Consider the following 13,758-nt stretch of genomic DNA (forward strand, 5'->3'; position numbering starts at 1 on the left):
CATAATTGCCCGATTGCGGATTTCAACAATCAATGCGCCACATTCCTCATTCCCTCATAGCACTGGCGGCAACGCTGGAGTCACGCTGGGAAGACTATCGAGCCAAGGGCGAAGTCGATCTTTTCGTCGAATTCACGCTGTCGCTCAACGGGCTGACCGAGCAACTCAACCGTAGGCATCTGCCGGGGCTGGTCCGCGCCTGCCAGGAATTGGAAAACACTGCACTTACCCTGTTCGGTGACAGTTCCATGCACCCCATCCCGCACGATCAGGCGAATGCGATCAGTCGGCAATTGATCATTATCCTGACAGAACTTCGCCGTCATGAAACGCCAGCCATCCCGACAAGGCGTCAGACCGACGACCTTGTCGAGCGCGAAAATGCCTGCCAGCAACTGCGCCAGATTGTGATCGTATCGCGGCCGAACCACCCGGCGACGAAAACGCTGAGCGAGCAACTGAGCTTTTTTGGCTTCACCCCTAGCCACGTTCGCTGGGGTCAAACACCGGGTTCCGACCAGCCGCCATTGGCCATCCTGTTCATCCCGGAGCAGGAGGGACGGGCTTATCCGCCCAGCGCGATTGCCAGCATCATGGCCTTGCGCACCGAATTCCCGAGCAGTTATTTCTATTGCCTGTCCGTACCGAGCAACCTGCAAAGCATCGTCCTGCTCCAGCGGGCCGGCGCCGATGCCTGTGTACCGGTTGGCGACACGGTCAGCGACGTCTTGTCACGCATTCTCGACCTGGCCCAGACGCGAGAACAAGAGACCCATCGCGTGCTGATCGTCGAAGACTCGGCCACCGCCATTGCCCACGTTCGGCGCTCCTTATCCCAGCACGGCATCGACAGCCGGGCCATCAACGACCCCCGGCTACTGCTCGAAGCGGCTGCCGAATACAAGCCCGATGCCATCCTGATGGACATGTACATGCCCTTCTGCAGCGGCGTCGAGGTCACCAGCGCCCTGCGCCAGGTTCCCGAATATCATTCGCTGCCCGTCATCTACCTGTCGAGCGAAAGCGACATTGCGCAGCAGGTTGAGGCCTTGCGCCTCGGTGGCGACCAGTTCCTGACCAAGCCGACCAATCCGATCATTCTGGCGGCGGTGGTCAAGACCAAGATCCAGCGCTACCGGGAAATGCTGCACTCGACCCGCCACGACAGCCTGACCGGCCTGCTCAACCACGCCACGGCCAAGGACCAGATCGAACGCATGATGCACGACGCCATGCCGGACGGTCGCTTGGTCGTCGCCATGATCGACATCGACCGCTTCAAATCGATCAACGACCGCTTCGGCCACCCGGTCGGCGACCAGGTCATCCGCAGCCTGTCCTGGCTACTGCGTGGCCGCCTGCGCAACACCGACCTGATAGGCCGCTACGGCGGCGAGGAGTTCATCGTTGCCCTGCCCGATACCGAACTGGAAAGGGCCACCGTCCTGCTCGACCAGATACGCCAGGATTTTTCCGAGCTGCCGCACGCGCATGCACAGGGCTCGGTGCGTGCCACCTTCAGTTGTGGCATCGCCTCCCTGCCCTATTTCATCACCTCGTCGAGCATCATTCAGGCAGCCGACGCCGCCCTGCTTCAGGCCAAGCGCAGCGGCCGAAACTGCCTGCTCCGCGCCGAGCCGGAAAGCGGACTCTCAGTCACCAGCGTGGAGATGGAACAGTCGACTTACCGTGGCCTGCAATTCAGCCCGTTCGCTGTCGTCAGCTGAATTCAGCGCCTGCGTCGGGGCGTGCAGGAATTTGTTGGTCAGGCGCTGCGACAGATGTTCGAGGACCTTTTCCGGCGCCTCGCCCTTGGCCAGCAGCTTCATCGCATGTTCCATCTCGTGCCGACGCATGCGTTCAGCCGAATCGCGCAACGAGCGAATGACCGGCACGGTGTCGCGCGACGCCAGCCAACCGAGGAAATCCTGCACCCGGTTGGCGATGATCGCTTCGGCATCAACCACGGCAGCCTGCCGAGACTCCAGGCCGCTTTCGACAACCTGAGCCAGGTCGTCCACGGTGTAGAGAAACACGTCGTCGAGCTGGCCTACTTCCTCTTCGATATCGCGCGGAACGGCAAGGTCGACCATGAAGATCGGCCGGTGCCGGCGCGTCTTGATCGCCCGTTCGACCATGCCTAGGCCAATGATCGGCAGCGGGCTACCCGTGCAGGAAACGACAATGTCGTGAGCGGCCAGATGCTCGCCCAGTTCGTCCAGGCGAATGGCCGTACCGCCATACTGTTCGGCCAGGGCACGGGCCCGCTCTACGGTGCGGTTGGCGATGGTGACCTGCTTCGGCTGGCCGGCGCAGAAGTGGGCGGCGCACAGTTCGATCATTTCACCGGCACCGATGAACAGGATGCGCTGGCCGGCAATCGATTCGAAAATGCGTTCGGCCAAATGGACGCCGGCGGCGGCCATCGAGACGATGTTGGCGCCGATGGCTGTCGTCGAGCGCACCTCCTTGGCGACAGAGAAGGAGCGCTGGAAAAGCTTGTGCAGTTGCGTGCCGAGCGTGCCATTTTCTTCGGCGGCTCGCACCGCATCCTTCATCTGGCCGAGAATCTGCGGCTCGCCGATAACCATCGAATCGAGGCCACTGGCGACGCGGAAGGCATGGCGGATGGCTTCTGGCTGGTCGTGGGTATAGATGTAGGGGGCAATTTCTTCGCGACTGACCTGGTGGTAGTGCGCCAGCCAGTCGATGACGACATCCGGAGATTCGGCCGAGCAATAGATTTCGGTGCGGTTGCAGGTGGACAGGATCGCCACCTCGCGCACCGGCCGGTCGCGCGTCAGGTCGCCCAGGGCGTGGCCCAGTTTGTCGGCGCCAAACGCTACCCGCTCGCGGATGGCGAGCGGCGCGGAATGATGGTTGATGCCGAGGGTAAAAATCACCGGATAGGGCTGGCGCGCACGAAATGGGCGCTGATTATAACATCCGCCCGTGACACCCTTCCCCGATCTGGATCAGAACAAAAATGCCTCTTTTTCCGGCGTTGACCGTGGCAAGGCATCGGCGCCGAACACCTTCATCTGGCGCGGCCGGAACCACACCGACTGGCCGACGGCCAGTTGCAGCGTTTCATGCCGTTCGCGCGACAACTCGACTTCGACGATTTCGCTGCCGTGCAACAGTTCGATACGGACTACCGGGCCGATCGGATGGACGTGCTGGACGGTGGCCTGCAAGCCGTCGTCGGCCGGCTGATGCGTGATGTCGATATCGTGCGGGCGAACGAAAGCAGTTGCCTTCTCGGTCGCTTCGCCGCGCTCGACCTCGGCGTAGGCGCCCTGCTGGCGGCTGTGGAAAACGTTCACGTTGCCGAGGAATTGATAAACGAAGGGCGAGGCCGGGCTGGAGTAAACCTCGTCGGGCGAGCCAATCTGCTCGATCTTGCCGTGGTTCATGACGACGACGCGGTCGGCGACTTCAAGCGCTTCTTCCTGGTCGTGCGTGACGAAAACCGACGAGATGTGCATGTCGTCGTGCAGGCGACGCAGCCAGCGGCGCAACTCCTTGCGCACCTTGGTGTCGAGGGCGCCGAACGGCTCGTCGAGCAGCAGAACCTTGGGTTCGACGGCCAGCGCGCGGGCCAGCGCGATGCGCTGACGCTGGCCGCCGGACAGTTGTGACGGGTAGCGGTCGGCCAGCCAGTCGAGCTGGACCAGACCGAGCAATTCCATGACCCGGCGCTTGATGTCGGCATCTGATGGCCGTTCCTTGCGCGGCTTGACGCGCAGGCCGAAGGCGACATTCTCGAACACGGTCATGTGGCGGAACAGGGCGTAGTGCTGGAAGACGAAACCGACATTGCGGTCGCGGGCGTGCAGGTGGGTCGCTTCGGCGCCGGAAAAAAGGATTTCGCCCTGATCGGAGCTTTCCATGCCGGCGATGATGCGTAGCAGGGTCGTCTTGCCGCAGCCGGAAGGGCCGAGCAGGGCGACCAATTCGCCGGTCGGGATGTCGAGGTTGATGTTGTCGAGCGCGACGAAATTGCCGAAGCGCTTGGAAATATTGCGGATTTCGATACTCATCAAGTTTTCTCCGGTGCCAGCACCGCGTTCAGCATTTCGGTTTCTTTTTTCATCCGCCACTCGACAATGGTCTTGGCGACCAGCGTGACCAGCGCCAGCAGGGCGAGGATGGACGCCGCAGCGAAGGCGCCGATGGCGTTGTATTCGTTATAAAGAATTTCGACGTGCAGCGGCAAGGTGTTTGTCTCGCCGCGGATGTGGCCGGAAACCACCGATACGGCGCCGAATTCGCCCATGGCCCGGGCATTGGACAGGATCACGCCGTAAAGCAGGCCCCATTTGATATTGGGCAGCGTGACGCGCCAGAACATCTGGAAGCCGGAGGCGCCGAGCGACACCGCGGCCTCTTCCTCGTCCTTGCCCTGGGACTGCATGAGCGGGATCAGTTCGCGGGCGATGAACGGGAAGGTGATGAATAGCGTCGCGAGGATCATGCCGGGGACGGCGAAGATGATCTTGATATCGTGTTCGGAGAGCCAGTTGCCGAAGGTCCCCTGTGAACCGAAAAGCAAAATGAAAATCAGGCCGGCAACCACCGGGCTGACCGCGAAGGGCAGATCGATCAGCGTGATGAGCAGGCTCTTGCCGCGGAACTCGAACTTGGCGATGGCCCACGCCGCGGCGACACCGAAGGCAATATTGAAGGGCAGCACGGCGAGCGCGATGCCGATAGTCAGACCGATGGCCGAGGCGGTTTCCGGCTCTTTCAAGGCTTCGAGATAGACCGGAATGCCTTGGGCCAGCGCCTCGACGAAGACCGCAACCAGCGGCAGGCCGAGGAAGAAGAACAGGAAACCGAGGCCGACTGTCAGCAGCCCATAGCGAACCCAGGCCGGTTCCTGCGTGGCGCGTGTCGACTTCATGCTGCCACCCCGCTCGCCTTGGCCGCTGCCACTTCGAGCGGCTCGCTGTTCTTGTGGCGATTGGCCGCCCACCATTGCAGCAGATTGACACTGAGCAGCAGAATGAAGGACAGGCCGAGCATGACCACGGCCAGGGCCGTGGCGCCCAGCACATCATATTGCTCGAGCTTGGAAATAATGAGCAGCGGCGTGATTTCCGAAATCAGCGGCAGATTGCCGGCGATGAAGATGACCGAACCGTATTCGCCGACGGCGCGGGCGAAGGCCAGCGCGAAGCCGGTGAGCAGCGCCGGGAAGATGGCCGGAAAAATGACTTTGACGAAGGTCTGCCAGCGCGAGGCGCCGAGTGAGGCTGCCGCTTCCTCGACTTCGGTTTCGATATCCTCGATCACCGGTTGCAGGGTGCGCACAACGAAGGGCAGCGTGATGAAAGTCAGCGCGAAAACGATGCCGAGCGGCGTGTAGGCGACCTTGATGCCGAGCGGTTCAAGATACTGGCCGAGCCAGCCATTGCCAGCGTACAGCGTGGCCAGCGTGATACCCGCAACGGCGGTCGGCAGGGCAAAGGGCAGGTCGACCAGCGCATCGACGAAGCGCTTGCCGGGAAACGGGTAGCGCACGAGCACCCAGGCGACGATCAGGCCGAAGAAGGCGTTGACCGCGGCGGCCAGGAACGAAGCGCCGAAGGTGACGCGAAAGGCGGCCAGCGAACGTTCGCCGAGCGCGATGTCGATGATCTGCCCGAAGCCGAGTTCAGAGGCCTTGAGGATCATGCCGCCGAGCGGCAGCAGGATCAGGATCGAGAGATAGACCAGCGTGTAGCCCAGCGCCAGGCCAAAGCCGGGCAACACGCGGTGAGTTTTTGCAGACATGGATTTTATTTTTAGCCAAAAATTCCGGTTGACCGTAAGAACGGGCCGGACCGCAGTTCAAGCGGCCCACCCGACGGTAGCGTCACCGCTTACTTGGCAACGTAGATCTGGTCGAAGCTGCCGCCATCCTTGAAGTGTGCGGCAAAGGCCTTGTTGGCGCTGCCGAAGACTTCATCGACGGTAAAGGTCTTCACGGCCGGGAAGGAGGCAGCGTACTTCTTGAGCAACTCGGCATCACGCGGCCGCAGGTAGTTCTGGGCGGCATTTTCCTGGCCTTCCTTCGACCACAGATAGTCGAGATAAGCCGTCGCCTGCTTGCGTGTGCCCTTCTTGTCGACGACCTTTTCGACCAGTGCGACCGGGAACTCGGTCTGCATCGTCAGGCTCGGATAGACCACCTCGAACTCGCCCTTGCCGAATTCCTTGGCGATCATCTCGGCTTCAGACTCGAAGGTGATCAGCACGTCGCCCATCTTGCGCTGCATGAAAGTCGTCGTTGCATCGCGGCCGCCGGCGGCGAACAACGGCGCATTCTTGAGCAGCTTGCCGAGGAACTCCTGCGCCTTGGCATCGTTGCCACCCGGCTGCTTGAGCGCCCAAGCCCAGGCCGACAGATAGGTGTTGCGGCCGTTACCGGTGTTTTTTGGATGCGGAATGATCATCTGGACGCCCGGGCCGGCGATATCGGACCAGTCCTTGATCGCCTTCGGGTTACCCTTGCGGACGATGAAAACCATCGTCGAGGTGTAAGGCGAGGCATTGTTCGGGAATTTCTTCGCCCAATCCTTGGCAACCAGCCCCTTGTCGGCCAGAAACTCGATGTCGTTGGCCTGATTCATGGTCACCACATCAGCCTCCAGCCCGTCAGCCACGGCCCGCACCTGCTTGCTCGAACCGCCGTGCGACTGCTTCAACTCAAGACTCTCGCCCGTCTTCGCCTTCCAGTATTTCTGGAACATCGGGTTGTAATCCTTGTACACATCGCGAGCGACGTCGTAGGACGTATTGAGCAAGGTGACGTCGGCCAGCGCGGCGCTCGCCACCAGCGACAGCAGAACTGAAACGATGGATTTGCGGAAATGGGTCATGGTTCACCTCGAAGGATAATGAAAGCGAATCTATCCGACCAGCTTATAACCACAAAGATGAAATGTGAATTTACTTATTCTGAAAAGCAAAAACACCTTGCGCTCATAAGCCACCCATCCGCCGACAACACTATTCGCCAACCATGTGAGGGGCTATGATTCGACCTTCCTCACGCCGCCGAAAAAACAAGATGCGCGCTTCCCTGCCTATCGCTTTCCTGCTTTCCACATTGCTCACCGCCTGCGCCTCCTTCAAAAGCGAGATTCCACCGAGCAAGCACATCACGCAAAGCGGCCCGCTCAAAGTACATCCCGGCCTGCTCGGCAAACCGGTGCCAGCCGAACTACAACCGGGTTCCAGCCTGCCGGCCGCCATCCCGGCACCGCTCGCCGCCAGCGCGACGCCCGAAGCGCCGATCAAGATGGATCCGGTCGGCCTGCGCACCCAGCGCAGCGTCTATTTCGACCTGAACAGCGCCGCCATCAAGGCCGATTACGACCCGGCACTACGCGCCCACGCCAGCTACCTGGCCGAGCACCCGAAGGCGCGCGTGCGCATCGAAGGCAACGCCGACGAACGCGGCAGCGCCGATTTCAACCGCCATCTGGGCTTGAAGCGCGCCGAAAATGTGCGCGCCACGCTAGCCAGTCACGGTGCAAGGAAAAAACAAATCACCATCAAAACACTGGGCGCCAGCAACCCGAAAAAGACCGGCCACGACGAAGAGTCGTGGGCTGAAAATCGCCGCTCCGATGTGGTTTATGAACGGGAAGATTAACTCCACCCCATAAACAAAAAGGCCTCGCAATCTGACGAGGCCTTTTACATTTGGCTATCCGGATTATTTCTGCGTTTCGGCCTCGGCCCGAACCGGCCGATACGCCAGCCATTCCGAAAACGGAATTTCATCGACTTCGAGAAGTCGCCTCTCGACTCTTTTGCGACGCTCACGCCAGCCGTTCGGCGGGCCGGACTCTTGGGTGCGGCGATCACGCCCCATTCGTTTCTCATTTTTCACGACCATCGCACACCTCTCTTCGCCATCGGCTGGGAACTCGACTTCCCCCGCTTCAGTTTCAGGATATGGCCAAGCGAAAAATCGGTTAGTGAAGAAAATCACAGCTGCAGAAAAATACGGCCCGAACATGTCGGGCCGCTCTATTCCGGGTGGAAGGCAAACGATTGAGTCTCTCGGGCGCCAGAGGCGTAAGCAATTGAACTGCCAAGCGCCGACACTGACCGCTTCTAGCAGTGCGCGAGCCCAACCAAGCCCCTCCGGCTCCTACTTGACCAGCGAGAACTCCCTGCTATCGACCCGTTTTGTATCTTGCAGGGTCGTCGTTCTGACGAACCGGACGTGGCTGGACAAGCCGGTATCGAGATCAACAGTTGCCTTCAGGTTGTCCTTGATGCTCATCCCATTTAGCTGTTTCCTCATGTTCTCTTCGTCGGTTTTGCTCATCTTGCCCTGCGCCATCTGGGAAATCAGCTGAGCAACCGATTCGGCCTTGACCGACTGCAAGGTTTCCAACTGGAGAACGCTTTTGTTGTCAGGCCGCCTCGAAACTGTTGTTACCCCCGAGGTCTTGAATGGAGCACCGCCAAATGGATTGACCATTTCAGACTCGAACTTGCGCGGCCCATTGGCATTTGGATCTGCCGTAGCACCGACAAAGAGAAGCGGCAAGTCCTTCAGCATTGCTCCCACGATGGCCTGCTTGGTACTGAACATCGCCTGCAACTGGGTTCTTACTTGCTCCGGCAGACCATTCTTGGCCGAGGCTGCGAGCTTGTCGATCAGACCCTTGACGGCAACCTGAACCTCTTCAAAATTTTGCAGATCGAGAATCTGGCCACGGTTATCGACGACGACCCGGAACTTGAGAGACTGGACAATTTCCTGAACATCATTCAAAAATCGCAGAGCCTCAGGACTCTCCGTCGGCATGGCCAGTTCGCTCTTGCCATAGCCGAGTTCAACCAGGAAAGCATCCTTGCTTGCCTTGAGAACGAGGAGAGAGACAGGCGTAGTCGCTTTGGAAGCTTGCCTCCCCTTTGCAGAGTCGCTTGCTCGCTCGTTTACTGAAACCCAGTTGTATGTCGCGCCCTCCTGAAGTCTCAGACCAAGAACAACAGGCTCGGCATTAACCTGAGCGGCAAAAAACACTGCGCAAGCGAGAACGACCTTGGCCAGATAGCGCATTTTGAAACCCCTCAACTCAAGCAGGAAGGCGTCGAATTTACCCCGATCGACATGCCAATTGCAAATTACAGACCGCGCTGACGCCCCTTTGATCGCGGCTATTCGCCCAAGGAGTTGGCGCGACCAAAAGATCGCCTTTATTGGCGCTCCAATTAAAAAGGGAGCCTCTCGGCTCCCTCCTGTCATTCAGACAGACTAATTGGTCACTTTCAAAACTCACCAGTTCGGTTCGCGCTCCGGCGTAGCCGTTATTCGGTGAATACTGAGGTCTGCGCCCTCAAATTCCTCATCCTGATCAAGACGCAAACCCATGGTGGCCTTGAGGGTGCCATAGACCAGCGCGCCGCCAATCAAAGCGACGGCGATGGCCATTGCGGTCATGATCAATTGCGGCATGAAGGCTATGCCGCCTGCCCCGCCCAAGGCTTTGCTGCCAAAAATCCCCGCCGCGATGCCGCCCCAGGCCCCACACATGCCGTGCAGCGGCCAGACACCAAGCACGTCGTCGATCTTCCAGCGGTTCTGCACCAAAGTGAACATCATCACGAACAGTCCGCCGGCCACGCCACCGACGACCAGAGCACCAATCGGGTGCATCAGATCGGAACCAGCACAGACGGCCACCAAGCCGGCCAACGGTCCGTTGTGCAGGAAGCCCGGGTCGTTCTTGCCAGCAACCAGCGCGACCAGCGTGCCGCCGACCATCGCCATCAGCGAGTTGAGGGCGACCAGGCCGGAGATTTTGTCGAGGGTCTGGGCGCTCATCACGTTGAAACCGAACCAGCCGACGGTCAGAATCCAGGCGCCGAGCGCGAGGAAGGGAATGGATGAAGGCGGGTGCGCCGAAATCCGGCCATCCTTGTTGTAGCGACCGTGGCGCGCACCGAGCAGGAGCACGGCCGGCAAGGCAATCCAGCCGCCCATGGCATGGACGACGACAGAGCCGGCAAAGTCGTGGAATTCCGCGCCGAAGCTTGCCTTGAGCCAGGCCTGGACACCGAATGCCTGATTCCAGGCGATTCCTTCAAAGAAGGGATAAACGAAACCGACCAGCATGAAAGTGGCAATCAGTTGCGGGTTGAACTTGGCCCGCTCGGCGATGCCGCCGGAAATGATGGCCGGGATCGCTGCTGCGAAGGTGAGCAGGAAGAAGAACTTGGTCAGTTCGAAGCCGTTTTTCTCCATCAGCGTCTCGACGCCGCTGAAGAAATTGACGCCGTAGGCGATGCTGTAACCGACGAAGAAGTAGGCCACGGTCGACACGCCAAAATCGGTCAATATCTTGACCAGCGCATTGACCTGGTTCTTTTTGCGGACCGTGCCCACCTCAAGAAAGGCAAAGCCCGCGTGCATGGCCAGCACCATGATGGCGCCGAGCAGGATGAACAATACATTGCTACTGGATTGATACGTTTCCATGAACCCCCCTCAATCAAAGAATGGGAAGGCGAAAAGCAAGCACCATTCCAGTGCGCCAATATTGTTATAAATCAGTGCATTGCCAAAAGCAATAACGGCCAATTAGCACCATCAAGGTGCAAAATACAAGATGCTAGCTCAGTATTGGTGCAGCGGCGCCTTATTTCGGGGCGAGCTCGGTCGGCAAAAGAACCCACAAACGGCCACTCTGTTTCATCCGCCCGGCCTGCTCGCCCGCTTCCTTGCCGTAGCCCCAGAAAAAGTCAGCGCGCACCGCGCCCTTGATCGCTCCACCAGTGTCCTGAGCCATGACCAGACGGTTCATCGTCGTTGCCGTATTCGGCCGGGTGGTCGCCAGAAAGACCGGCGAACCGAGCGGCACCGAACGCGGATCGACAGCGATGCTGCGCTCGGCGGTCAGCGGCACACCCAGGGCGCCGATCGGGCCGTCCTGACTGTTCGGTACTTCACGGAAGAAGACATAGCTCGGGTTGGTGTTAAGGAGATTGTCGAGGCGCGCCGGGTTGGCTCGCGCCCAGGCCTGGATGCCCTGCATCGACGCCTCTTCGAGTTTGAGTTCGCCGCGCTCGACCAGCGCCTTGCCAATGGACTGGTAGGGATGCCCGTTCTGGTCGGCGTAGTTTAGGCGAACGACGCTGCCGTCGGCCAGCTTGACGCGACCGGAGCCCTGGACCTGCAGAAAAAACAGCTCGACGGCGTCGTCGACGTAGAGCAGGGTTTTGCCGGGCAGCTTTTCGCCGCGCGCCGTGATTTCGGCCCGCGACCAGTAGGGCACGACCTTGTTGCCTTCCAGCCGGCCGCGCACGCGCTTGTCTTTGAGTTCGGGAAAGACGGCCGACAGGTCGATGGTCAGCAAGTCGTCCGGCACACCGCGCACGGGCTGCTCGTAGCCTCTGCTGCGCGAGCGACTGCCTTGCAACAGCGGTTCGTAGTAGCCGGTGATCATGCCGCTCGTGGCGCCGTCACCATTGGCGATGGCGTAGGGTTTGAGATACTGCTCAAAGAAACGGCGTGGGTCGTGGCCGGGCTTGCCATCTGCCGCCCGGGCCAGATCGCAGACGCGCTTCCAGCCCGTGCCTTGCGGCTTGCTGGCGACGCCGCGACAAGAGAGCAGGAAGGCCGGCCAGGCAGCGGCTACGTCGTCGTTCGTCCAACCGGGCAGATCGCTCCAGAGAGCCGGCTGAAACGAGCGCGAGAAGGCAGGCGGTGGTGTCGGAACGGGCGCCGGCACGACAGGCACTACCGCCGGGCAGGCAGCACAGGCCGGACACGGAGCGCAGCTTGCTGGGGCAACACTGGGCGGCACGGTCGAACAACCGGCCAACAGGGAGAGAAATAAAAGGGCTACTGCTTGGATTTTTCGCATGGGTTTCGCTAGAGTTCGCAATTTGCCGCGAAGTATACCTGCCGCCATGCCCAACACCCTGCCCCTGGAACGTCTGCTCGCCCGAGCCGAAGCCGTGCTTGCCCGCTTCGAAGCCTCCCTGCCGCCGCTTCAACAAGCGCCTGACTGGCAGTCTGCCGTCGCTTTCCGCTGGCGCAAGAGCAACGGCCGCGGCTGGTTGCAGGCGGTACGCCACCCGCACCCGATCCGCCTCTCCGATCTCGAGAACATCGACGACCAGAAGGAACGCATCATCGCCAACACGCGCCAGTTCGTCGCCGGCAAGACGGCCAACAACGTGCTGCTGACCGGCACCCGTGGCTCCGGCAAGTCGTCGCTGGTCAAGGCGGTGCTCAACGAGTATGCCGGCAAGGGGCTGCGCCTGATCGAGGTGGACAAGGAAGATCTGGTCGATCTGGCCGACATCGTCGATCTTCTCGACGGTCGACCGGAAAAATTCATCATTTTTTGCGACGACCTGTCCTTCGAGGCTGGCGAAACGGCGTACAAGGCGCTGAAGTCGGTGCTCGACGGCTCGATCGCTGCACCACCCGACAACGTGCTGATCTACGCCACGTCGAACCGCCGCCATCTGATGCCGGAATATTTTTCCGAGAACCTCGAAACGCATCGCGTCGACGACGAAATCCACCCCGGTGAAACCACCGAGGAAAAAATCTCGTTGTCCGAGCGTTTCGGCCTGTGGATTTCCTTCTACCCGTTCAGCCAGGATGACTATCTGGCCATCGCCAATCACTGGGCGCGCCAGCTTGGCGTGGCCGACGAAGTCATCGTCGCCAGCGAGCGCGAGGCGCTGAACTGGGCGTTAAGCCGTGGCTCGCGCTCCGGCCGCGTCGCCTGGCAGTTCGCCCGCGATCTGGCCGGGCGCCAGAAAACATCGCGAAAGAAAACCAGGTGAGCAAGGTCGTCGAAGTCGCCGCCGCCGTCATGCTGCGCGCCGACGGCCGCGAATTCCTGCTCGCCCAGCGCCCGGAGGGCAAGGTTTACGCCGGCTACTGGGAATTCCCCGGCGGCAAGGTCGAGCCCGGCGAAAGCGTTCGCGCGGCGCTGATCCGCGAGTTGCAGGAAGAACTCGGAATCACCGCCACCGCCTGCTCGCCGTGGCTGACCCGGCAATTCACCTACCCGCACGCCACCGTTCGCCTGAACTTCTGGCGCGTCACAACGTGGGACGGCGAAATCGGCATCACGGCGCCGCTTGAACACTCGGCAGTCGACTGGCAAAAAACCGGTGAAGCGGCGACCGTTGCCCCGATCCTGCCGGCCAACGATCCGATTTTGAAAGCCCTGTCGCTGCCGACGACGATGGCGATCACCAACGCCGAGGCAGAAGGCAGCGAACGCCAGCTTGAGCGTCTGGAGGAAGCCCTGCAGGCCGGCCTGCGGCTGATCCAGGTCCGCGACAAGGGTTTGCCGCCCGCCCAGCGTCAGAGGTTCGCCGAAGCCGTTTGCCGGTTGGCGCACAGCCATGGCGCGCTGGTCGTCATCAATGACGACGAGGAGATTGCCCGCCAGGTCGGCGCTGACGGCGTCCACCTATCGTCGATCAGTCTGGCCGCCTGCCTGCAGCGTCCGGACTTCACCTGGGTTGGTGCCTCCTGCCACAACGCAGCAGAAATCACCCGCGCCGGCGAACTTGGCTTCGACTACGCGCTACTCAGCCCGGTGCTGCCGACACCCAGCCACCCCGAAGCCGCAGGCCTTGGCTGGCCGGAATTCGCCAAACAACTGGCCGGCAACACGTTGCCAGTGCTGGCGCTGGGCGGCATGAAGCCGGAGATGTTGTCCGAAGCGCAGGAACACGGCGCTCACGGCATCGCGCTCATGCGCGGCTGGTAGCGCG

At 60.9% G+C, this 13,758-nt stretch carries 13 protein-coding genes; 4 read left to right on the forward strand and 9 right to left on the reverse strand.

Going from position 1 to position 13,758, the window contains the following annotated elements:
• Nucleotides 1-32: 32 nt before the first annotated feature.
• A complete protein-coding gene (locus KI613_RS18460; protein ID WP_226402218.1) occupies nucleotides 33-1,727 on the forward strand; it encodes a GGDEF domain-containing response regulator in 1,695 nt (564 codons plus the stop codon).
• On the opposite strand, the gene hemA is transcribed toward KI613_RS18460, so the two are convergent.
• From hemA to KI613_RS18485, 5 genes are all read right to left on the reverse strand, one after another.
• Nucleotides 1,653-2,903 carry a glutamyl-tRNA reductase gene (gene hemA / locus KI613_RS18465; RefSeq protein WP_226402220.1) on the reverse strand — a complete coding sequence of 417 codons (1,251 nt, stop codon included), beginning with the start codon at nucleotides 2,901-2,903 and terminating at the stop codon, nucleotides 1,653-1,655. The two genes, KI613_RS18460 and hemA, sit on opposite strands and share 75 nt — an antisense overlap.
• Nucleotides 2,904-2,975: 72 nt before the next feature.
• Nucleotides 2,976-4,043: a sulfate/molybdate ABC transporter ATP-binding protein gene (locus tag KI613_RS18470; protein WP_226402222.1), complete on the reverse strand. Its 1,068-nt coding sequence runs from the start codon at nucleotides 4,041-4,043 to the stop codon at nucleotides 2,976-2,978.
• Nucleotides 4,043-4,906 carry a sulfate ABC transporter permease subunit CysW gene (cysW, locus tag KI613_RS18475; protein ID WP_226402224.1) on the reverse strand — a complete coding sequence of 288 codons (864 nt, stop codon included), beginning with the start codon at nucleotides 4,904-4,906 and terminating at the stop codon, nucleotides 4,043-4,045. Before cysW ends, KI613_RS18470 begins: the two co-directional genes overlap by 1 nt.
• Nucleotides 4,903-5,778 carry a sulfate ABC transporter permease subunit CysT gene (gene cysT / locus KI613_RS18480; protein ID WP_226402226.1) on the reverse strand — a complete coding sequence of 292 codons (876 nt, stop codon included), beginning with the start codon at nucleotides 5,776-5,778 and terminating at the stop codon, nucleotides 4,903-4,905. Before cysT ends, cysW begins: the two co-directional genes overlap by 4 nt.
• An 89-nt stretch (nucleotides 5,779-5,867) precedes the next feature.
• Nucleotides 5,868-6,866 (reverse strand): sulfate ABC transporter substrate-binding protein, encoded by a 999-nt coding sequence (locus tag KI613_RS18485; RefSeq protein ID WP_226402228.1) that lies wholly within the window; start codon nucleotides 6,864-6,866, stop codon nucleotides 5,868-5,870.
• A gap of 191 nt (nucleotides 6,867-7,057) precedes the next feature.
• Here KI613_RS18485 and KI613_RS18490 point away from each other — a divergent pair, with 191 nt between their 5' ends.
• The gene (locus tag KI613_RS18490; RefSeq protein ID WP_226402230.1) at nucleotides 7,058-7,645 is read left to right on the forward strand and encodes an OmpA family protein; all 588 of its coding nucleotides are present in this window, start codon (nucleotides 7,058-7,060) and stop codon (nucleotides 7,643-7,645) included.
• Nucleotides 7,646-7,708: 63 nt separating this feature from the next.
• On the opposite strand, the gene KI613_RS18495 is transcribed toward KI613_RS18490, so the two are convergent.
• From KI613_RS18495 to mltA, 4 genes are all read right to left on the reverse strand, one after another.
• Nucleotides 7,709-8,014 carry a hypothetical protein gene (locus KI613_RS18495; RefSeq protein ID WP_226402231.1) on the reverse strand — a complete coding sequence of 102 codons (306 nt, stop codon included), beginning with the start codon at nucleotides 8,012-8,014 and terminating at the stop codon, nucleotides 7,709-7,711.
• A gap of 135 nt (nucleotides 8,015-8,149) precedes the next feature.
• Nucleotides 8,150-9,070 carry a hypothetical protein gene (locus KI613_RS18500; protein ID WP_226402232.1) on the reverse strand — a complete coding sequence of 307 codons (921 nt, stop codon included), beginning with the start codon at nucleotides 9,068-9,070 and terminating at the stop codon, nucleotides 8,150-8,152.
• A gap of 216 nt (nucleotides 9,071-9,286) precedes the next feature.
• Nucleotides 9,287-10,489 (reverse strand): ammonium transporter, encoded by a 1,203-nt coding sequence (locus KI613_RS18505; protein ID WP_226402233.1) that lies wholly within the window; start codon nucleotides 10,487-10,489, stop codon nucleotides 9,287-9,289.
• A 160-nt stretch (nucleotides 10,490-10,649) separates the two neighbouring features.
• Nucleotides 10,650-11,876, reverse strand: coding sequence for a murein transglycosylase A (gene mltA, locus KI613_RS18510; RefSeq protein ID WP_226402235.1), 1,227 nt, complete (start codon nucleotides 11,874-11,876; stop codon nucleotides 10,650-10,652).
• A gap of 46 nt (nucleotides 11,877-11,922) precedes the next feature.
• Between mltA and KI613_RS18515 the strand changes: the two genes are divergently transcribed.
• Nucleotides 11,923-12,813, forward strand: coding sequence for an ATP-binding protein (locus tag KI613_RS18515; protein WP_226402237.1), 891 nt, complete (start codon nucleotides 11,923-11,925; stop codon nucleotides 12,811-12,813).
• Entirely contained in the window at nucleotides 12,810-13,754 is a 945-nt protein-coding gene (locus KI613_RS18520) for a Nudix family hydrolase (protein ID WP_226402239.1), read from the forward strand. The genes KI613_RS18515 and KI613_RS18520 overlap by 4 nt, the downstream gene beginning before the upstream one ends.
• Nucleotides 13,755-13,758: the final 4 nt, after the last annotated feature.

The sequence above is a fragment of the Ferribacterium limneticum genome (genome assembly GCF_020510585.1).
Taxonomy (GTDB): Bacteria; Pseudomonadota; Gammaproteobacteria; order Burkholderiales; family Rhodocyclaceae; genus Azonexus.

Coding starts and splice junctions, on each gene's coding strand:
- KI613_RS18505 (WP_226402233.1), bottom strand. CDS start 10,489: ATGGAAACGTATCAATCCAGTAGCAATGTATTGTTCATCCTGCTCGGC.
- cysT (WP_226402226.1), bottom strand. CDS start 5,778: ATGTCTGCAAAAACTCACCGCGTGTTGCCCGGCTTTGGCCTGGCGCTG.
- KI613_RS18485 (WP_226402228.1), bottom strand. CDS start 6,866: ATGACCCATTTCCGCAAATCCATCGTTTCAGTTCTGCTGTCGCTGGTG.
- KI613_RS18515 (WP_226402237.1), top strand. CDS start 11,923: ATGCCCAACACCCTGCCCCTGGAACGTCTGCTCGCCCGAGCCGAAGCC.
- KI613_RS18470 (WP_226402222.1), bottom strand. CDS start 4,043: ATGAGTATCGAAATCCGCAATATTTCCAAGCGCTTCGGCAATTTCGTC.
- cysW (WP_226402224.1), bottom strand. CDS start 4,906: ATGAAGTCGACACGCGCCACGCAGGAACCGGCCTGGGTTCGCTATGGG.
- KI613_RS18460 (WP_226402218.1), top strand. CDS start 33: ATGCGCCACATTCCTCATTCCCTCATAGCACTGGCGGCAACGCTGGAG.
- KI613_RS18500 (WP_226402232.1), bottom strand. CDS start 9,070: ATGCGCTATCTGGCCAAGGTCGTTCTCGCTTGCGCAGTGTTTTTTGCC.
- mltA (WP_226402235.1), bottom strand. CDS start 11,876: ATGCGAAAAATCCAAGCAGTAGCCCTTTTATTTCTCTCCCTGTTGGCC.
- KI613_RS18495 (WP_226402231.1), bottom strand. CDS start 8,014: ATGTTCGGGCCGTATTTTTCTGCAGCTGTGATTTTCTTCACTAACCGA.
- KI613_RS18490 (WP_226402230.1), top strand. CDS start 7,058: ATGCGCGCTTCCCTGCCTATCGCTTTCCTGCTTTCCACATTGCTCACC.